An 18,258-nucleotide genomic window follows, 5' to 3' on the forward strand; every position below is an offset into this window, starting at 1 on the left:
CCAGATAACGAATAAAGCCGGATGGCGGCTAGCGCCATATCCGGCCTACGTTAATGCGCTTTTGGTAGGCCGGATACGCGTAGCGCTATCCGGCATCAGGGTTAATGATGTGACGAGGTCTTCACGCCGCCTTCCGGTACCGGCACATACGGAGTCTCTTTGTCGGTACGCACCTTATTGTTGCGGACATTGAGCCAGGTTTTGATGCCGTAGAAGATGATGCTATACACCACCACCAGGAACAGAATACTCAGGCCGGCGTTGGTGTAGTTGTTGACCACGATATGGTTCATGTTGGCGATCTGCTGCGCGGTCAGCTCGCCGCCGGCGGCAATCTTCTCTTTATACTGCTGAGCCATAAAGAAGAAGCCTTCCATCTGCGGGTTGCTGCTGAACAGCTTCAGGCCCAGCGCCCAGGTGGTGCACAGCAGCAGCCATGCCGCCGGGATAACGGTGACCCAGATATATTTGGTGCGCTGCATCTTGACCAGCACCACGGTGCCAAGCACCAGCGCCACGGCGGCCAGCATCTGGTTAGAGATCCCGAACAGCGGCCACAGGCTCTTCACGCCGCCCAGCGGGTCGACCACGCCCTGATACAGCAGGTAGCCCCACAGCCCGACGCAGCCGGCGGTACCGATAATCCCGGCGACCAGCGAGTCGGTTTTTTTCAGGAACGGCACGAAGTTACCCAACAGATCCTGCAGCATAAAGCGGCCTGCGCGGGTACCCGCATCCAGCGCGGTGAGGATAAACAGCGCTTCAAACAGGATACCGAAGTGGTACCAGAAGCCCATATCCGCCATCGGGATGATTTTATGGAATACGTGGGCGATACCGACGGCCAGCGTCGGCGCGCCGCCAGCGCGGTTCAGTACCGAAGGTTCGCCGATATCTTTCGCCGTCTGCAGGATCTGCTCAGGTGAAATCACAAAGCCCCAGGAGCTGACGGTCGCCGCCGCGTGGACGGTGACTTCTTTCAACTGCGCTGCGATCATCGCCGCGTTTTCACCGCCCATTTCATGCAGGTTCGGCATGACGATGCCCAGGCCTGCCGGCGGGGTGTTCATCGCGAAATAAAGGCCCGGTTCGATAATCGAGGCGGCGACCAGCGCCATGACTGCAACAAAGGATTCCATCAGCATCGCGCCGTAGCCAATAAAGCGGGCATCGGTTTCGTTGGCCAGCAGCTTCGGCGTGGTGCCGGAGGCGATCAGCGCGTGGAAGCCGGAGACCGCGCCGCAGGCGATGGTGATAAACAGGAACGGGAACAGCGCGCCTTTCCACAGCGGACCGGTACCATCAATGTACTGGGTCACTGCCGGCATTTTCAGGTCCGGGTTGAGGATAACGATCCCCAGCGCCAGGCCGACGATTACGCCGATTTTCAGGAAGGTGGCCAGATAATCGCGCGGCGCCAGAATCAGCCATACCGGCAGCAGCGCGGAAATGAACGCGTAGCCAATCAGGGTAAAGGTGATAGTGGTATCTTTAAAGGTCAACGCCGGGCCCCAGTACGGGTCGTGGGCAATCACGCCGCCGAACCAGATAGAGGCCACCAGCAGCACGATACCGATAACCGACACTTCACCGACGCGGCCTGGGCGCAGGAAGCGCATGTAGATCCCCATAAACAGGGCGATAGGCACCGTCGAGCAGACGGTAAACACGCCCCACGGGCTTTCCGCCAGCGCTTTCACCACGATGAGCGCCAGCACCGCGAGGATGATGATCATAATCAGGAAGCAGCCGAACAGGGCGATAGAGCCCGGAACCGGCCCCATCTCCTGTTTAATCATCTCGCCCAGCGAGGCGCCGTTACGCCGCGAGGAGATAAACAGCACCATGAAGTCCTGTACCGCGCCCGCCAGCACCACGCCGGCCAGCAGCCACAGGGTGCCCGGCAGATAGCCCATCTGCGCGGCCAGTACCGGGCCAACCAGCGGGCCAGCGCCGGCGATCGCGGCAAAGTGGTGGCCAAACAGCACGTAGCGGTTGGTTGGCACATAGTTCAGGCCATCGTTATTAATGACCGCCGGCGTGGAGCGCGTCGGGTCAAGCTTCATCACCTTCTGCGCGATGTACAGGCTGTAATAACGGTAGGCGACGAGGTACACAGAAACCGATGCGACGACGATCCACAGGGCGCTGACGTGCTCACCGCGGCGTAGGGCGACGACTGAGAGGCAAAATGCCCCGATGATTCCGAGAATCACCCAGGGTATGTGCTTGAATAGTTTTTTGGTATCCATAGTAAAACCTGGCGTTAATTAGATGAATAATTGGCCGAAGCCGTATGGTTTTAAGTTAGGGTTGATGGAGGTATTGATTAGCTAGGCTGCCTTCGATCTTGCCAGAACAGCGCGCGCGTAAAGTTGGGTAAATCGGTGAGTGGTTGTATAGGGGGTTAAGCGGTTACTTGCGGGGGTAAGCGGTTAGATATGAGTACGAGAGCGCGTAAATGTGTGATTAAGCTCACAATATTATTCTGCGCATCTCAAAGATATGCTTTCAAACTGAGGATAACGATTTTTATCACCCGCAGATCACTATCTTTATTTCAAGTAGAGGTATTTTGATATTATGCTGACTTTGCCATGTCGTATGGATAGCGTTTAACAAAGGGAATTCGAGTTATGAAATTTGTAAAGATAATGATCATCGCCAGTGCTTTTTACTTAACATATGCTCATGCAAGAGAGATACATCAGGCTGTTGATGAGCCGGCAGCCCCTTATAATTTGCGCTGGGGGATGAGTTACGATGAGGCCAGAAACACGCCTTTATATTCTCTGGAGGTATCAGATATCAATTATGCCGGAAAAGACCCGGATCTGATTATCTCAACGCTGACTCCCCAGGAAGTGGGGGCGTTGAAATATCAGGAGATGAAGCTTTATTTTGATAAGAATAAAGGGCTGAAAAGTGTTTTTGTTAGCGCTGATGTTGATTCCAGTCAGCAGGCCTATAAAGTTGATGATGGCCGGGAAGCACTCGCCTTATATAATGAGGAAGTTAAGGTTCTTGATCGAGAATATGGGCCAGCGACAATCAAAGAAGAGTTCATTGCAGAAAAAGGGAAATTCTATCAAAGTCTTTCCGCCTGCATTGCAAAACAGCAGGAGTGGTATAATAAAAGATTAGATCTGAATAAAATAAAAAAATGTTCAACCTGGCAACGTACTTATAAAAAAGGTCGGGTAACCGTTTTGCTATACATCGAACCGAGACAAGTTTCCAAACATTATATTTATAAATAAATTAAAGGACTTAACGGTGAGAATATATAAGATTTTTTTTAGAAGTATTGCCATGGTCATTATGGTTATGATCCTTTCTGATTGTCGTCAGTCGTATTATATTGCCAGAAATACGGGGCGCAATATAATGACCTTATCCGACCATCAGCGCGCTAAATCGGCGTTAAACGCTAACGATTTAAATGCAGCTCAGGGCTACCTGACGGGAGAAAAATACAATAATCGCTACAGGCCTGTTAGCGGTGAGGAATCCTGGGGAAGTTTACAATATCGGGCGGCGAAAATCGTCGCCAACGCCGCGGCGAACGGTCAAAAAGTGCGTGATGATGCGCTCTATCTCGCTTATATCTCTTTGTTTGAAGCAGAAGAGGGAGTGCCCGAACATCCCGATATTATGTTGGGTTACATGCATAAAGCCATGGCGCTACTGTTAGCGAATCCGCAATTACTCGATAAAATCGATTCTAAAAATGTCAGTACTTTACCCAGCCAGTTTACCCTTGAACGCTATGCTGTATGGCAATATTTATACGATGGCGGCGAGATTGACTGGACCAAAAAAGCGCCTGAAGGTGAAGGTTATACAATTGCTGGTGAAAGCTATCAGACCTGGAATATCAAGTTAAAAAAAGCCATCTGGAATCGGGGAGACGCTTTTTTAACAAATATAGGTAAACAACAATTTATTCATGACGCTATAGATTATTCGCAATTTCCGGTTATTGCCTGTACCGCCAGGCGAAAAGGCTGGCACTTAACATTACCTGCTGACTACCGGGAACAAAATTTCCGCGGCGGTGGACGTTTTGATTGGGCTTCATGTCGCGCTGTTGAATAAGGCTGGCGGGTGAGATGACGCATATTAAGCGCCAGGTTTACGTATCGGGCGATAAGTAAACCTGGGCGCGGATTTTAGACTGCGACTTCCATTTCCATCATCACCGGGTGGAAACGGCGTTTAAAGTAAATCAGGCCGTGCCCTTGCGGGCTCAGGGTAATATTGCGGATCTCCACCAGATACACCAGGTGGGTACCAATGGTTTGCACCTGGCTAATCTCGCCTTCGAGACTGGCCAGCGAACCTTTCAGCACCGGCTGCCCGAGCGCGCCCTGCTGCCAGCCGCTGAGGGCAAACCGCTCTTCCATCGTCACCCCGGTCATCCCGGCGAAATGACGGGCCATGATTTCCTGTTCGTGGTTCAGCACGTTGATGCACAACTTGCCGTTACCCTGAAACACCGGGTTCATCGCGCTGTTGGCGTTGATACAAACCATCACCGATGGCGGCGTATCCGTCACCGAGCATACCGCCGTGGCGGTAATGCCGCAGCGGCCGGCTTCGCCTGCGGTGGTGACAACGTTAACCGCAGCCGACAGGCTGGCCATGGCATCGCGAAAACGCAGGCGTTGTTCATCTAATTGCATTATGACCTCCCGCTGTGAATTACTTCAGCAGCTTATCCAACATGTTGATATCAGCATTATTGTGCAGATGCGGCACCGTCCAGCCGTTCTGGTCGTACTCGGACAGGCAGCGGTCGACCATCGCCATCATTTTGTCCATATTGCCGGAGCTCTGCGCCTGGCGCAGACACTGCAGGCGAATTTCATCCTGGCTACCGGAGTAGTTGATCTCATACAGTTCATGGCGGCCGCCGAATTCGCTGCCGATGGCGTCCCACATCAGTTTGAGGATTTTGATACGTTCAACGTGGTCCATACCGTTGGAGCCGCGCACGTACTTCGCCAGATACTGGTCGATCTGCGGGTTGTTCAGATCGCGGGCGCTGGACGGCAGATAAATCAGGCCGCTGGTGACGTTGCGCTCGATGATGTTCTTGATCTTGGCGTAGGCCATCGGGGCCATCACGCGATAGGTCTGCAGCGCGGCGTGATCCGGCAGCCATGCGCCGTTGACCCACGGCGTCGCTTCCGAGCACATAGAATCGCTTAACGCCCAGAACATATTGCGCCACGCCACCACTTCGCCAAGGTCGGCCTGCACGCCGCGGAATTCGAGGGTGCCGGTACATTCCAGAGAGCGTTTCAGCAGGGCGGTGATAAAGTCCAGTTTTACCGCCAGGCGCACGCAGGCCTGCAGCGGGTACATGCGGGCGAAACCACCTTCCATGGTCCAGCGGCGGCAGCGGTCAAAGTCGCGATAAATCAGTACGTTCTCCCATGGGATCAGCACCTTATCCATTACCAGAATCGCGTCGTTCTCGTCGAAACGGCTGGAAAGCGGATAGTCGTACGGCGATCCGGTCGCGCCGGCGACCATCTCATAGGAGGCGCGGGAGATAAGCTTGACGCCTTCGGCATCCATCGGCGCGACGAACATCAGCGCGAAGTCCGGGTTCTCGCCCATCACCTGTGCGGAGCCGAAGCCGATCATGTTGTAGTGGGTCAGCGCCGAGTTGGTGGCGACCACTTTCGCGCCGCTGACGATGATCCCGGCATCAGTCTCTTTTTCCAGCTTGATGTAGACATCCTTCACTTCATCAGCTGGCTTGTGGCGGTCAATCGGCGGGTTGACGATAGCGTGGTTAAAGTACAGGCCGGTTTCCTGAATGCGGGTGTACCAGTTGCGGGCGTTCTGCTCGAACTGGCCGTAAAACGCCGGGTTGGCGCCCAGCGCGCAGCCGAAGGCGGCTTTGTAGTCTGGGGTGCGGCCCATCCAGCCGTAGCTTAAGCGCGACCATTCGGCGATGGCGTCGCGCTGCTGGCGCAGATCGTCGGCGCTTTTCGCCACGCGGAAGAATTTATGGGTGTAGCCGCCGCTGCCGGTATCGGTGCCCCAGCACAGGGAATCCTGCATCTCCGGTTTGTGCAGCGCATCGTACAGCTGAGCGACGGAGGCCGCGGCATTACGGAAGGCCGGATGCGTGGTGACGTCTTTCACGCGCTCGCCGTAGATATAAATTTCGCGGCCATCCTGCAGGCTTTTTAAATACTCTTCGCCAGTTAACGGGCGTTTCGCGTCGGCGCGGAAATCTTCAGGTTTCATAGGGGCCTCTTCAGTATTTATCGGAATAATAATGTTAAATATATGTTTTGTTTTTGTTGTTTAATTGAAGCGGTTATGGCGCTTGTCGTGAAGGGACGTTTGCGACAACGGCGGGTACTTTTCAGGCGGGAGTGAATTTTGTGATCTCTGCAACTTTTACCGGCTGGCGCGGCGCTGACCCGCCCTACGGTCTGTAGCCCAGGCAAGCGCAGCGCCGCCGGGGTATTACGACACCGGTACTTTTTGCGCCCGGTAGCTGCTGGGCGAGCAGCCGACCTGGCGGCTAAAAAAGCGCGCAAAATAGGCGGGGTCTTTAAACCCCAGCTGCCAGGCAATCTCATTGACCGCGCTATCGGAAAACAGCAGCAGGCGCTTCGCCTCGCGCAGCTGACGGTCAAATATCAGCCGCTTCGGCGAACGGTTGGCAAAGCGGCGACAGATATCGGTCAACCGCGATTCGGTTAGATGCAGCTCCCTGGCGTAATCCGGTACCGTCCAGTGCTGATGGTAGTGGCTGTCGATCATCTGGTTAAAGCGCTGGAATAATTTCAGCTCGCCGCGCATCCCGCTGGCGGCATGATCGTCGAGCCTGGCGTTGCGCAGCAGCAGGGTAAAGACCGCCTGCGCCAGCAGCGCCAGGGTATGCTCCCGCCCCGGTAGCTGGGCGGTGGACTCCCGGCGAATCAGCTGCCAGTAGTGCGCCAGCGCCGCCAGCTCGTCGGGTTTATCCGCCAGCGACAGGCAGATCCCCGGCAGGCCGAAGGTCTCCCGCGTGCCGGGATAAAGCACCTCCAGCAGCGGCCAGATCAGCTCCTCATGGACCGTCAACACGTGACCATCGCTATCGGACTCGGTAATAAAGGCGTGCGGCACCGAGGGCGGCGTTATCACAAACAGCGGCGCCTGCACCGAATAGCGGTGGTCATCAAGCTGCAGCTCAATCTGTCCGGTATCAAGGTAGTGCATCTGGAAATAGCGGTCGTGGCGATGCGCCTGCATGTCGCGGCCAAAAAAGGCCGCCATGCGGGAGAACGACTGGTAGTGCACCTCTTCGGTACCCAGACTCTCGTCGTAATCTTTATTGATGTCGATGTTGGCGATTGAATGCTGGCACATACCCGCTCCTTAGTGGCCTTTTTGCGCCGCTAATCCCGGCGCGGCGGCGGCGTCCTCACGCTGGCTCATTGGAATGCGGGTAAGCACCAGCGCGCCGACGATCAGTAATCCGGCGACAAACCACAGCCCGGAGCTAAAGCTGCCGGTGGTATCACGCAAAATGCCGATCAACAGCGGGCTGACGGCAGAGCCGACGTTGCCGATAGCGTTGATCACCGCCAGCGCCACCGCGCGTGACTGCAGGCTGATCACCCGATCCGGGGTGGTCCAGAAAATGGCCATCGCGGTAAAGGATCCCACCGAAGCCATAATAATGCCGATCAGTTGGATCAGGCTATGGTGCGTTGCCGAAGCCAGCAGCCAACCCGCCGCGGCGAACAGGTAGGGCAGGATGGTATGCATCTTGCGCTCTTTGCGGCGGTCGGATCGGCGGCTCCACCAGATCATGCCGAAAATAGTGCAGAACTGCGGGATCGCCGCCAGCAGGCCAATCATGATGTTGCTGCTGCCGGTGTTGAAGCTCTGCAGGATCTGCGGCGTCCAGATATTAATGGCGCTGAGGGTATTGGTCAGGCAGAAGTAGGCGAGGGTATACATCAGCACCGCTGGCGTCAGTACTTCGCGCAGCGTGGAACGCGGCGAAGCCGGGACGATCGCCGCATGTTCCCGTTCGCGATCGATCATCGCCTTCAGCGCCTGTTTCTCTTCGTTATCCAGCCAGTTGGCTTTATCCGGCGTGTCGTTGAGGAAGAACCAGGTGACGACGCCGAGCACCACCGACGGCAGGCCTTCCAGCAGAAATAGCCATTGCCAGCCTTTCAGGTTCCACAGGCCGTCGAGCGCCAGAATATAGCCGGAAAGTATCGAGCCGAGCATCATGGTCACCGGCATGGCGATCATAAACAGGGCGTTGGCGCGGGCGCGATGGTAGGCCGGAAACCACCAGGTCAGATAGACGAGGATCCCCGGCAGAAAACCGGCCTCGGCGATGCCGACCAGCATGCGCAGGATGTACAGCGTATGCGGGCTGGTGGCGAACATGGTGCAGGTCGAGGCGATCCCCCAGACCACCATGATCCCGGCGATCCAGCGGCGCGCGCCAACTTTCGCCAGCATGATATTGCTGGGGATCCCGCACAGCACGTAGGTGACGTAGAACAGCGTCGCCGCCAGGCCGAACATGGTGGAGGTCAGGCCGAGATCTTTACCCATCGTCAGACCGGCGAAGCCGATATTAATTCGATCCAAAAATGAGAAAACAAAGAGAACAAACAGGAAGGTAATCAGGCGGCGGAACAGCTTTTTGATCACTCGGTTTTCTACTTCAACGGCTTTATTATCATTGTGTTGCAGGGTAGAGGTAGTCATGTTGCGCTCCACATTATCCGTTCAATAGACGGATTTATTGTTATCGGTTGTGGTGGTTGCGTTGTGGGTAAACCGGGCCGCCAGCGCTTCTGCGCCGCGGGCCAGCAGGGTGGTATCGACGCCGACGGCGACGAACAGCGCGCCCAGTTCGAGATAGCGTTTCGCCAGCTGTTCATTAGCCATCAGGATCCCCGGCGCTTTACCGGCCTGACGGATTTGCTGGATGGCATCTTCAATGGCGGCCTGCACTTCCGGGTGCTGCGGATTGCCGCCGTGGCCCATATCAGCGCTGAGATCCGCCGGGCCGATAAACACACCATCTACCCCGTCGACATCGAGGATCTGCGGCAGATTTTTCAGCGCTTCGCGAGTCTCAATCTGTACCAGCACGCACATGGCGTCATTGGCCCGGTGGATATAATCCGGGACGCGATTCCAGCGTGAGGCGCGGGCCAGCGCGCTGCCGACGCCGCGGATGCCGGCTGGCGGATAGCGGGTGGCTCTGACCGCCAGCCGCGCTTCTTCGGCATTCTGCACCATCGGCACCAGCAGGGTTTGCGCGCCGACGTCCAGCAGCTGTTTGATCTGCACCGGATCGTTCCACGACGGACGCACCACCGGCTGGCTGGGGTAGGGCGCAATGGCCTGCAGCTGGGTCAGCACCGTTGGTACATTGTTGGGCGCGTGTTCGCCGTCGATCAGCAGCCAGTCGAAGCCCGCGCCGGCCAGCAGTTCGGCGCTGTAGCTGCTGCACAGCCCAAGCCACAGGCCGATTTGCGGACGGCCCGCTTTTAAGGCGTCTTTAAAGGCGTTATTCATGGTGTTTCTCCTAGACAAACCGGCAGCTGATGGCGCCCATGTTGCCGTAGTCGACGTGGAAGGTATCGCCCTTGCGCGCCGGGACCGGGCGGGTGAAGGAGCCGCCGAGGATAATCTGCCCGGCTTCGAGCTGGACATCGTACGGCGCCAGCTTGTTGGCCAGCCAGGCCACGCCGTTGGCCGGATGATTGAGTACGCCCGCGGCGACGCCGGTCTCTTCAATTACGCCGTTGCGATACAGCAGGGCGGAGATCCAGCGCAGGTCGAGCTCGTCCGGTTTAATCGGCCGGCCGCCGAGGATCACCCCGGCGTTGGCGGCGTTGTCGGAGATGGTGTCGAACACTTTGCGCGGACGCTGGGTTTCCGGGTCGATGTTGTGGCAGCGCGCGTCGATAAGCTCCAGCGCCGGGATAACGTAGTCGGTGGCGTTGTAGACATCAAACAGCGTACAGTTCGGGCCGCGCAGCGGTTTGGCCAGCACGAAGGCCAGCTCGACTTCAATACGCGGCACGATAAAGCGGTCGGTGGGAATATCGCTGCCGTCGTGAAAGAACATATCGTCGAGCAGCGCGCCGTAGTCCGGCTCGCTGATCTGCGAACTGGCCTGCATCGCTTTAGAGGTCAGGCCGATCTTGTGGCCTTTGAGCACGCGGCCTTCGGCGATCTTCATCTCGACCCACTCGCGCTGGACGGCGTAGGCGTCCTCAATGGTGATCGACGGATAATCCAGCGAGATCGCGCGGATCTGTTCACGCTGCTTTTCGGCCTGGTTCAGCCGCTGGGCAATCAGGGTACGGGTCTGTTTATCGAGCATAGAGATTCCTGTGGCATTGCATTGCCGGATGGCGCTTCGCTTATCCGGCCTACAAATTCATGGCCGTTGTAGGCCCGGTAAGCTCAGCGCCACCGGGCAATTTGCACATTATTTAAATAACGCGTGCACGTTGTTTTGTTTGTAGTTCAGCGTCGGGTCGAGCTCTTCCATGGCGAACGACAGCGCCAGATAGCGGCTCTCCATTAGCGTCGCGAAGTGGGATTTGATCAGCGCGAACAGCATATCTCCCACGTCCTGACGGCTCTCCAGGCTGCGCCCGGCGCCGATCTTCAGGGTCATATGCACGAAGGCGTAATCCTGCCTGCCGTCGGCCATCTGCCAGGTATCCAGCCAGTGGGCGCGGCTGCGGATCCCGCCGATCGGAAAGATGCCGGTGGCGGCCAGCGCCTCGTTGACTTTGGCGAACAGCCCAGGCAGATCGGCCTGCTCGCGGATGTTGTCGGTACATTCGGCGATAAAATGCGGCATGGGGCCCCCTTACGCCTGCGCTGGCAACGGGAACACGGCGTTAACCTGGCCGGTACCGGAGCTGGCGAATAGCTCGGTGATAAACTCCACCTTGCCGTCGTATTTATCCCAACCCAGCAGGCCGAGCAGCATCACCGTGTCGTGCATGTTGCCTTCGCCGTAGCAGTAGTCGGCATACTCCGGCAGCATGGTGCAGAACTCTTTGAATTTGCCCTCGCGCCATAGCTTCACCACCCGCTCATCCATTTGATGGTCAAATTCGCGGGTGTAGCTGTTCATCCCCTCTTCGGCGCGCTGGTCGTCGATAAAGCGGTGCGACAGCGAACCGCTGGCCAGCACCGCCACGGTGCCGTCGTATTTTTCAATGGCTTTGAGGATCGCTTCGCCCAGCCTGCGGCTGTCGGCAAAGTCGTGAACGGTACAGAAAGCGGAGATAGATACCACCTTGAAGTGCTTATCGCTGTTCATGTAGCGCATCGGCACCAGGGTGCCGTACTCCAGCTTCAGGCTGGGAATATTGTGCGCTTTGGCACGCACCCCGAGCTTCACCGCCTCGTCGGCGATAAGCTGGCCCAGCTCCGGGTTGCCGTCGTAGTCGTAGGTCATGTCGCGAATGAAATGCGGCAGTTCGTTACTGGTGTAGACGCCCTGAAAATGGTCGGCGCAGTTGATGTGGTAGGCGCTGTTGACCAGCCAGTGGGTATCAAACACGATAATGGTATCGACGCCCATTTCACGGCAGCGCTTGCCAATTTCTTTATGCCCGTCGATCGCGCCCTGACGGCAGCCGTGGTTTTTCCCCGGCAGCTCAGACAGATACATCGACGGCACGTGAGTGATTTTTGCTGCTAACGCTAACTTACCCATATCAGACTCCCCATTTCGGGATCGGATGGTCGCCCATCGAGATGCAGACGTTTTTCATTTCGGCGAACACTTCAAAGCTGTACTCGCCGCCTTCGCGGCCGGTTCCGGAGGCCTTCACGCCGCCGAACGGCTGACGCAGGTCGCGCACGTTCTGGGTGTTGACGAACACCATCCCGGCTTCAATACCGCGCGCCAGACGCAGCACTTTGCTGACGTCCTGGGTCCAGATATACGACGCCAGGCCGTATTCCACATCGTTCGCCAGGCGTAGCCCTTCCGCTTCGTCTTTGAACGGCAGCAGGCAGGCGACCGGGCCAAAAATCTCTTCCTGGGCGACGCGCATACGGTTGTCGACATCCGCCAGCACCGTCGGGCGCAGGAAGTTGCCGGCTTTCAGATGCGCCGGCAGGTCGGACGGTTTATCCGCGCCGCCGGCCAGCAGGGTGGCCCCCTCTTCGATGCCGAGGCGAATGTAGCCGGACACTTTCTCCCAGTGCTGCTGGGTAATCAGCGCGCCGACCTGGGTGTTCGGATCGGTCGGATCGCCTACGCGCAGGCGATTGGCGCGCTCGGCGAAGCGTTTAACGAACTCGGGGTAGATACTCTGCTGAATAAAGATGCGCGAGCCGGCGGTGCAGCGTTCGCCGTTGATCGAGAAGATGGTGAACAGCGCGGCGTCAAGCGCGCGCTCGATATCGGCATCTTCAAAAATCAGCACCGGCGATTTTCCGCCCAGCTCCATGGAGTACTTTTTCAGACCGGCGTTTTTCATGATGTTGCGGCCGGTGGCGGTGCCGCCGGTGAAGGAGACGGCGCGCACATCATGATGGCGCACCAGCGCGTCGCCGGCGGTGGCGCCGTAGCCCTGCACCACATTGAGTACGCCAGCCGGGATCCCGGCTTCCAGCGCCAGCTCGCCCAGACGATCGGCGGTCAGCGGCGACAGCTCGGACATTTTCAGCACCGCGGTATTCCCCAGCGCCAGGCACGGCGCCACCTTCCAGGTGGCGGTCATAAACGGCACGTTCCACGGCGACACCAGCGCGCAGACGCCAACCGGCTGCACGAGGGTGTAGTTCAGCATCTTGTCGTCGACCGGATAGGTCTTGCCGTTCATCTGCTGGCATACTTCGGCGAAAAATTCGAAATTGTGTGAGGCGCGCGGGATCAACACGTTTTTGGTCTGGTGGATCGGCAGGCCGGTATCGGCGGTTTCCATCGCCGCGATCTCCGGGACGTTCTGATCGATAAGATCCCCCAGGCGGCGCATCAGGCGCGCGCGCTCTTTCATCGGCAGGTTAGCCCACTTCGGGAAGGCCTCTTTCGCCGCCGCTACCGCCTGGTTGATTTCGGCTTCGCCGCCGGAGGCGACTTCCGCCAGTACCTCGCCGGTGGCCGGGTTGGTGGTATGAAAATAGTCTGCGCCGGCAACGTTTTTACCGTTGATCCAATGGTTAATCTTTTTCATGACAGTGTCTCCTCATACGCTTGCTGGCTGATGATATGGTTGACCAGGCGGCCCACGCCCTCGACTTCAACGATCACCTCGTCGCCCGGTACCACGTCGGATAGCCCTTTCGGCGTGCCGGTGGCGATCATGTCGCCCGGTTGCAGGGTCATAAATTCGCTTAAATAAGCGATGAGGAACGGGATGCTGAAGATCAGATCGGCGGTGGTGCCCTGCTGGCGCAGCTCGCCGTTGACCCAGGTGCGCAGGGCCAGATTATGCGGATCCGGGATCGCCTCTTTGCTGACGATCCACGGGCCGATCGGCGTCAGGGTGTCGCGGCTTTTCACCCGCAGGTTCGGGCGGTAGTAGTTTTCCAGATAGTCGCGGATCGCGTAGTCATTGCACACGGTATAGCCGGCGACATAATCCATAGCCTCGGCTTCGCTGACGCGGCGCGCGGTTTTCCCAATCACCACCACCAGTTCGGCTTCGTAGTGCATGTATTCGACGTTATCCGGGCGTACCGACTGCTGCTGGTGGCCAGTAAAGGTGTTCGGCGCTTTGATGAATACCAAAGGCTCGGTTGGCGGTTTAAATTCCAGCTCGCTGGCGTGGTCGGCGTAATTCAGCCCCAGCGCGAACAGCGTGCCGTTGGCGGGCGGCAGCCAGCGGAATTCCCCTTCTTTTAATACCGTGCCATCGTCCAGGCGCACCTGGTCGCGTTCATTGACCAGCACGTCGCGTACCTGTCCCTGCCATTCAATGCGTGCCTGTTTCATGCCAGCTCTCCTTCTGCGACAACCGGGTTTTCGAGCGCCGGGAAACCGTCGGCGAGAATACGTACGCGGTCGCCGGGGCGCAGCGTGACGCGGGAGTGGGGCGTGCCGATAAGGATCGCGTCGCCGGGATTGAGGGTAGCGAACTCGCTTAAGGCGCTCAGCAGCTGCGCGGCGCTACGCTGCAGATCGCCGGTATGCCAGCTATCCGCCTCGCGGCCGTTAATTTCGGTGATGATGGTCAGATCGTCGACGTTGCGTACCGCCGATAGCGTGCCGATGGGGCAGAAGCCATCGCGGCACTTGGCTTTGATCGCCGGACGATAAAAACTCTCTTCCGGCAGACTCACATCGTTAGCCAGCGCGTAGCCAGCGATATAGTTCGCCGCCTCTTCCGCCGCCACTTTACGCGCGGTTTTGCCGACAATCAGCGCCACCGTCGCGCCGCTTTGTACGGTCTCGCCCTGCGGATGGGGAATGGCTTCGCCATCGCCAATCACGGTATTGCGCGGCTTGATAAACCAGACCGCGGTTTTCGGCGGCGTCTTGTAGGGGGCCTGTTGAAACGCCTCGCGCCAGGCGTCGAGCTGGCTGCGATGATTGAGCGCAACGGCGAAGATGGTACCTTTCATTCACCACTCCTCTGGGACAGATTTCGGTTCAAAGGGATTTCGTTAATATATTAATGATCATCTTTTATGCTTTGCGCTGAGGTTTAGCAACTGGAAGTGAATGTTTTGTGATCGGATTAACACAATATTTACATAGCAATTACTTATTTGTTGAAAATCAATAACTTGAATATTTTTCAGGAAAAGACTGGTACTTTTCAGGTGCAGAAACCGGTTGTACATGGCAGGATTAACGCTAATTATTAAGTTATTAATAAGTTTTTGGTGAGGCTGTTGAGGGGATACTATGCATGATTCATTAACCATTGCCTTGTTGCAGGCGCGTGAAGCGGCGATGGCCTACTTTCGACCGATCGTCAAACGGCACAATCTCACCGAACAGCAGTGGCGGATCGTGCGAATTCTCGCCGAACGTCCGTCGATGGACTTTCACGATCTGGCCTTTCGCGCCTGTATCCTGCGCCCCAGTCTGACCGGTATTTTGACGCGCATGGAGCGGGATGGGCTGGTGCTGCGCTTAAAGCCAGTTAACGATCAGCGCAAGCTGTACGTCTCGCTGACGCCTGCCGGAACTGCGCTGTACGAAAGCGCCCAGGCGGAGGTGGAAGAAACCTATCGCCTGCTGGAGGCCCAGTTCACCACGGAAAAGCTGCAGCAACTGACCTCCCTGCTGGAGGAGTTTATTGCGCTTGGCGTCCCTGCCGGGCGCGGCGATGAAGAAGAGTAGCGGTTACGGCTCGGCGCTCAGCCTGGCGAGGGCAATAAGCGTTTCCGCGCGGGCGGGGGACAGCGGCTCTCTCGGCTGCGGCAGCGGCCAGCCATACAGCCAGCGGGCGCTGGGTCAGTTTGGCCTGCAGCCAGTCGTCGGCGGCAGCCACGTCGCCGCAGCGCACATCTTCGCAACGGCACAGCAGGCTCTCCGGCGTCGCCGCGTTTTTCAAAGATTCCGCCAGCCGGAAGGCGCGGTTTATGGCGTCGGCGAAGCGCTGCCAGCGCCGGGAGCGGCGCTTGCTCAATGATATTCGTCACGTCGCCTCCGGCCTGGTTCATCGTATCCGCCACCGCCTGCAGGCCGCCCGCGCTGCAGCAGAGGATCAGTTTCTGCCAGTAAACCACGCCGCCGCCGTCGGCGGTTTCAAACAGCACGCTGTGCGCGGAGGGGCGGGCAATCAGCCGCGCGCCGTTCACCTCCCGGATGGCGGCGATGTCGTTGGGGATTTACTACTGGGGCGCGCGCAGCTGCCTGCCGCAGGCTAACTTTAGCGGAGACGAAGAAGAGTAAAGGAGAACAGTATGGAGTCGGTAACTCTATCGTTACCTGAAGCTTATGACCTGGCGCTGGAGGTACTCAGCGCCAATGGATTTAGCGCCGACCACGCGGCGGCGATTGCCCGCAATGTGACCGCCGGGGAGCGCGACGGCTGCGCTTCCCACGGCCTGTGGCGGCTGTTGGGCATTGTCGATACCCTGCGCAAAGGTAAGGTATCGCCCGATGCCGAGCCGCAGATCCATGACCAGGCGCCGGGGATTGCGCGGGCGGACGCCGGGGGCGCTTTTTCACTGCTGGCCTACGAGCGCGCGCTGCCGCTGCTGCTGGAGAAGGCGCGCCACAATGGCATTGCGGCGCTGGCAATTAATCGCTGCGTTCATTTTTCCGCGCTGTTTGCCGATATTGAGCCGTTGACCGAGGCAGGGCTGGTAGGGCTGGCCTGTACGCCAAGCCACGCCTGGGTCGCCCCGGCGGGCGGCACACGTCCGCTGTTCGGCACCAACCCCATCGCCTTCGGCTGGCCGCGGCGGGATAAGCCGCCGTTTATTGTTGATATGGCGACCAGCGCCGCGGCGCGCGGCGAGATCCAGCTGCATCAGCGCGCCGGCAAAGCGCTACCGGAAGGCTGGGGAATCGACAGTCAGGGACAGCCAACGACCGATGCCGCAGAGGTGCTGAACGGCGCGATGTTGACTTTCGGCGGCCATAAGGGCTCAGCGCTGGCGGCAATGGTTGAGCTGTTGGCCGGGCCGCTTATCGGCGATATGACCAGCGCCGAATCGCTGGCGTGGGATAACGGCGCGGGCGGTCTCCCCTACGGCGGCGAGCTGATTCTGGCGCTGGATCCGCAGCGTTTTCTCGGCGCACAGGCACCAGAGCAGCTGGCGCGCGCCGAAACGCTGTTCATGGGTATGCAGGAACAAGGGGCGCGGCTGCCGGGCGAGCGGCGTTTTGCCTGCCGCCAGCAGAGTGAACGGCAGGGGGTCATTATCAGTCGTTCATTGCATGATGAGATTTGCGCCTTGCGCCGGGGCGGGTAAGGCGCGAAGCGCCGCTACCCGATACATCCCCCGGCTCGCGCTACGCTTAGCCGGGCTACCGAACTTCGCGGGTTGTGTAGCCCGGGTAAGGCGCGAAGCGCCGCTATCCGGATGCCTGTCAAAACAGCGTGTCGAGCTCGTCCAGCACGTTGTAGTCGTCATCGACCAGCAGCAACGTCTTCCACTTATCAAAGGTCAGACACGGGTGCGAGGTACCGAACAGCAGAATATCGCCGACCTGCACATCGCTGCCCGGCGCCAGGCGCAGCATACAATGCTGATCCATGATGCCGGTGCTGACGATCGACTCCGCGCGCAGCGCTAACTCCTGGCCATTACGATAATGGGCGATCGGCTGCGGCAGCCCGGCGTCGAAAGCGCAGTCGCGCTTGCCGAAGTTTACCACCGCGCGATCCGCCTCCGGCACCGATTGCACCATCGCCATCAGCTCCAGCGCTGATGTAAGATCGCCGGCGAGATCGCAGGCAATCGGATCGCGGGCGATCAGCTCTTGTTGGGCGAGATCGTAGATCCCGCGATCGTGGGTGATATAACAGCCAGGGCGGATGACGATACGGCAGCGGCGCGGTTTTGCCGCCGCCAGCCAGATGTTGCATACCACGTCATACCAGACGGTGCCCGCGCCGGTGAGAATAAATTCGCCGTCAACCAGCGGCTCCATGCGGCAGGCAAGCGCCGCGGCCTGCTGTAACAGCGCTTCCACCTGCGGCTGCGGATCGTCGCCGTGCAGCACCCCTTCATACAGTTCCAGTCCGCGTAGCCGTAACCCCGGCAGGTCGCTTACCCGCTGCGCCAGCGCCAGCGCGTCATTGACGCTACGACAGCCGCAGCGCCCGCCAGGCACGCCAAGTTCAATCAGCACATCCAGCGTTTGTCCCTGGTCTGCGAAGAATGTGGAGAGGGCGCGCACGTTGACCTCGCTATCGACGCAGCAGATAAAATCCACCGCCCGATAGTGGGCTTTTAGCTGCGCGACCACCTGCATATTGGCTTTGCCGACCAGCTGATTAACCATCAGGACGCGTTGGATGCCGCTGGCCATTGCCGCGCTAGCCTGCCAGGCGCTGCCCACGCCGATCCCCCACGCCCCCGCTCGCTGCTGCGCCTGAAATATCCATGGCGTCATTGTCGTTTTACCATGCGGCGCCAGCGATACGCCGCGGGCGTCGGCGTAGCGCTGCATCCATGAAATATTATTTTCCAGCGCCGACTTTTTTAGCAGCGCGGCGGGTAGACAGACCTCTTCCGCCAGCAGATTAGCCGGCGCGGACATGAGGGCGGATTTGTGCGGGATGAGCGGTGCTGAATGGTATTTCATAACACTATCCT

General features: G+C 58.4%; 20 protein-coding genes. 6 read left to right on the forward strand and 14 right to left on the reverse strand.

Annotated features, from left to right (window positions below; translation table 11 throughout):
- Positions 1-101: 101 nt before the first annotated feature.
- Positions 102-2,252 carry a carbon starvation protein gene (locus KPHS_06220; protein YP_005224922.1) on the reverse strand — a complete coding sequence of 717 codons (2,151 nt, stop codon included), beginning with the start codon at positions 2,250-2,252 and terminating at the stop codon, positions 102-104.
- A gap of 384 nt (positions 2,253-2,636) precedes the next feature.
- On the opposite strand from KPHS_06220, the gene KPHS_06230 reads away from it, so the two are divergent.
- Both KPHS_06230 and KPHS_06240 read left to right on the forward strand, forming a co-directional pair.
- On the forward strand, positions 2,637-3,260 hold the full coding sequence (locus tag KPHS_06230) for a hypothetical protein (RefSeq protein ID YP_005224923.1): 624 nt from the start codon (positions 2,637-2,639) through the stop codon (positions 3,258-3,260).
- A 127-nt stretch (positions 3,261-3,387) separates the two neighbouring features.
- Positions 3,388-4,098 (forward strand): ascBF operon repressor, encoded by a 711-nt coding sequence (locus KPHS_06240; RefSeq protein ID YP_005224924.1) that lies wholly within the window; start codon positions 3,388-3,390, stop codon positions 4,096-4,098.
- Positions 4,099-4,172: 74 nt separating this feature from the next.
- Here KPHS_06240 and KPHS_06250 read toward each other — a convergent pair whose 3' ends face one another.
- From KPHS_06250 to KPHS_06360, 12 genes are all read right to left on the reverse strand, one after another.
- Positions 4,173-4,685 carry a 4-hydroxyphenylacetate catabolism gene (locus tag KPHS_06250; protein ID YP_005224925.1) on the reverse strand — a complete coding sequence of 171 codons (513 nt, stop codon included), beginning with the start codon at positions 4,683-4,685 and terminating at the stop codon, positions 4,173-4,175.
- 19 nt (positions 4,686-4,704) lie between these two features.
- Positions 4,705-6,267, reverse strand: a complete 1,563-nt coding sequence (locus KPHS_06260) for a 4-hydroxyphenylacetate catabolism (RefSeq protein YP_005224926.1) — start codon at positions 6,265-6,267, stop codon at positions 4,705-4,707.
- 225 nt (positions 6,268-6,492) lie between these two features.
- Positions 6,493-7,383, reverse strand: a complete 891-nt coding sequence (locus KPHS_06270) for a 4-hydroxyphenylacetate catabolism regulatory protein HpaA (RefSeq protein ID YP_005224927.1) — start codon at positions 7,381-7,383, stop codon at positions 6,493-6,495.
- A gap of 9 nt (positions 7,384-7,392) precedes the next feature.
- The gene (locus tag KPHS_06280; RefSeq protein YP_005224928.1) at positions 7,393-8,751 is read right to left on the reverse strand and encodes a 4-hydroxyphenylacetate permease; all 1,359 of its coding nucleotides are present in this window, start codon (positions 8,749-8,751) and stop codon (positions 7,393-7,395) included.
- A gap of 21 nt (positions 8,752-8,772) precedes the next feature.
- A complete protein-coding gene (locus tag KPHS_06290; RefSeq protein ID YP_005224929.1) occupies positions 8,773-9,570 on the reverse strand; it encodes a 4-hydroxyphenylacetate catabolism in 798 nt (265 codons plus the stop codon).
- Positions 9,571-9,580: 10 nt separating this feature from the next.
- Positions 9,581-10,384: a 2-oxo-hepta-3-ene-1,7-dioic acid hydratase gene (locus KPHS_06300; protein YP_005224930.1), complete on the reverse strand. Its 804-nt coding sequence runs from the start codon at positions 10,382-10,384 to the stop codon at positions 9,581-9,583.
- 108 nt (positions 10,385-10,492) lie between these two features.
- On the reverse strand, positions 10,493-10,873 hold the full coding sequence (locus KPHS_06310) for a 4-hydroxyphenylacetate catabolism (protein ID YP_005224931.1): 381 nt from the start codon (positions 10,871-10,873) through the stop codon (positions 10,493-10,495).
- 9 nt (positions 10,874-10,882) lie between these two features.
- Positions 10,883-11,740 carry a 4-hydroxyphenylacetate catabolism gene (locus KPHS_06320; RefSeq protein ID YP_005224932.1) on the reverse strand — a complete coding sequence of 286 codons (858 nt, stop codon included), beginning with the start codon at positions 11,738-11,740 and terminating at the stop codon, positions 10,883-10,885.
- 1 nt (position 11,741) lies between these two features.
- Positions 11,742-13,208 (reverse strand): 4-hydroxyphenylacetate catabolism, encoded by a 1,467-nt coding sequence (locus tag KPHS_06330; RefSeq protein ID YP_005224933.1) that lies wholly within the window; start codon positions 13,206-13,208, stop codon positions 11,742-11,744.
- Positions 13,205-13,969, reverse strand: a complete 765-nt coding sequence (locus KPHS_06340; RefSeq protein ID YP_005224934.1) for a 4-hydroxyphenylacetate degradation bifunctional isomerase/decarboxylase C-terminal subunit — start codon at positions 13,967-13,969, stop codon at positions 13,205-13,207. The genes KPHS_06330 and KPHS_06340 overlap by 4 nt, the downstream gene beginning before the upstream one ends.
- Complete coding sequence (locus tag KPHS_06350; protein ID YP_005224935.1) at positions 13,966-14,598, reverse strand: 4-hydroxyphenylacetate catabolism; 633 nt, start codon at positions 14,596-14,598, stop codon at positions 13,966-13,968. Before KPHS_06350 ends, KPHS_06340 begins: the two co-directional genes overlap by 4 nt.
- A gap of 57 nt (positions 14,599-14,655) precedes the next feature.
- Positions 14,656-14,820: a hypothetical protein gene (locus tag KPHS_06360; protein ID YP_005224936.1), complete on the reverse strand. Its 165-nt coding sequence runs from the start codon at positions 14,818-14,820 to the stop codon at positions 14,656-14,658.
- 64 nt (positions 14,821-14,884) lie between these two features.
- Here KPHS_06360 and KPHS_06370 point away from each other — a divergent pair, with 64 nt between their 5' ends.
- From KPHS_06370 to KPHS_06400, 4 genes are read left to right on the forward strand one after another with little or no spacing between them, the layout of a single operon-like run.
- Positions 14,885-15,325: a 4-hydroxyphenylacetate catabolism gene (locus KPHS_06370; RefSeq protein ID YP_005224937.1), complete on the forward strand. Its 441-nt coding sequence runs from the start codon at positions 14,885-14,887 to the stop codon at positions 15,323-15,325.
- On the forward strand, positions 15,288-15,617 hold the full coding sequence (locus KPHS_06380; protein ID YP_005224938.1) for a hypothetical protein: 330 nt from the start codon (positions 15,288-15,290) through the stop codon (positions 15,615-15,617). Before KPHS_06370 ends, KPHS_06380 begins: the two co-directional genes overlap by 38 nt.
- The gene (locus KPHS_06390) at positions 15,607-15,855 is read left to right on the forward strand and encodes a hypothetical protein (RefSeq protein ID YP_005224939.1); all 249 of its coding nucleotides are present in this window, start codon (positions 15,607-15,609) and stop codon (positions 15,853-15,855) included. Before KPHS_06380 ends, KPHS_06390 begins: the two co-directional genes overlap by 11 nt.
- Before the next feature lie 36 nt (positions 15,856-15,891).
- Positions 15,892-16,908, forward strand: coding sequence for a putative dehydrogenase (locus KPHS_06400; protein YP_005224940.1), 1,017 nt, complete (start codon positions 15,892-15,894; stop codon positions 16,906-16,908).
- A gap of 118 nt (positions 16,909-17,026) precedes the next feature.
- Here the strand turns inward: KPHS_06400 and KPHS_06410 are convergent, their stop codons facing one another.
- On the reverse strand, positions 17,027-18,247 hold the full coding sequence (locus KPHS_06410; RefSeq protein ID YP_005224941.1) for an amino acid deaminase: 1,221 nt from the start codon (positions 18,245-18,247) through the stop codon (positions 17,027-17,029).
- Positions 18,248-18,258 lie beyond the last annotated feature (11 nt).

The organism is Klebsiella pneumoniae subsp. pneumoniae HS11286, assembly GCF_000240185.1.
Lineage (GTDB): Bacteria > Pseudomonadota > Gammaproteobacteria > Enterobacterales > Enterobacteriaceae > Klebsiella > Klebsiella pneumoniae.

Excerpts from the sequence above, each read along its gene's own strand:
- KPHS_06220 (YP_005224922.1), bottom strand. The coding sequence starts at position 2,252 with ATGGATACCAAAAAACTATTCAAGCACATACCCTGGGTGATTCTCGGA.
- KPHS_06230 (YP_005224923.1), top strand. The coding sequence starts at position 2,637 with ATGAAATTTGTAAAGATAATGATCATCGCCAGTGCTTTTTACTTAACA.
- KPHS_06240 (YP_005224924.1), top strand. The coding sequence starts at position 3,388 with ATGACCTTATCCGACCATCAGCGCGCTAAATCGGCGTTAAACGCTAAC.
- KPHS_06250 (YP_005224925.1), bottom strand. The coding sequence starts at position 4,685 with ATGCAATTAGATGAACAACGCCTGCGTTTTCGCGATGCCATGGCCAGC.
- KPHS_06260 (YP_005224926.1), bottom strand. The coding sequence starts at position 6,267 with ATGAAACCTGAAGATTTCCGCGCCGACGCGAAACGCCCGTTAACTGGC.
- KPHS_06270 (YP_005224927.1), bottom strand. The coding sequence starts at position 7,383 with ATGTGCCAGCATTCAATCGCCAACATCGACATCAATAAAGATTACGAC.
- KPHS_06280 (YP_005224928.1), bottom strand. The coding sequence starts at position 8,751 with ATGACTACCTCTACCCTGCAACACAATGATAATAAAGCCGTTGAAGTA.
- KPHS_06290 (YP_005224929.1), bottom strand. The coding sequence starts at position 9,570 with ATGAATAACGCCTTTAAAGACGCCTTAAAAGCGGGCCGTCCGCAAATC.
- KPHS_06300 (YP_005224930.1), bottom strand. The coding sequence starts at position 10,384 with ATGCTCGATAAACAGACCCGTACCCTGATTGCCCAGCGGCTGAACCAG.
- KPHS_06310 (YP_005224931.1), bottom strand. The coding sequence starts at position 10,873 with ATGCCGCATTTTATCGCCGAATGTACCGACAACATCCGCGAGCAGGCC.
- KPHS_06320 (YP_005224932.1), bottom strand. The coding sequence starts at position 11,740 with ATGGGTAAGTTAGCGTTAGCAGCAAAAATCACTCACGTGCCGTCGATG.
- KPHS_06330 (YP_005224933.1), bottom strand. The coding sequence starts at position 13,208 with ATGAAAAAGATTAACCATTGGATCAACGGTAAAAACGTTGCCGGCGCA.
- KPHS_06340 (YP_005224934.1), bottom strand. The coding sequence starts at position 13,969 with ATGAAACAGGCACGCATTGAATGGCAGGGACAGGTACGCGACGTGCTG.
- KPHS_06350 (YP_005224935.1), bottom strand. The coding sequence starts at position 14,598 with ATGAAAGGTACCATCTTCGCCGTTGCGCTCAATCATCGCAGCCAGCTC.
- KPHS_06360 (YP_005224936.1), bottom strand. The coding sequence starts at position 14,820 with ATGTACAACCGGTTTCTGCACCTGAAAAGTACCAGTCTTTTCCTGAAA.
- KPHS_06370 (YP_005224937.1), top strand. The coding sequence starts at position 14,885 with ATGCATGATTCATTAACCATTGCCTTGTTGCAGGCGCGTGAAGCGGCG.
- KPHS_06400 (YP_005224940.1), top strand. The coding sequence starts at position 15,892 with ATGGAGTCGGTAACTCTATCGTTACCTGAAGCTTATGACCTGGCGCTG.
- KPHS_06410 (YP_005224941.1), bottom strand. The coding sequence starts at position 18,247 with ATGAAATACCATTCAGCACCGCTCATCCCGCACAAATCCGCCCTCATG.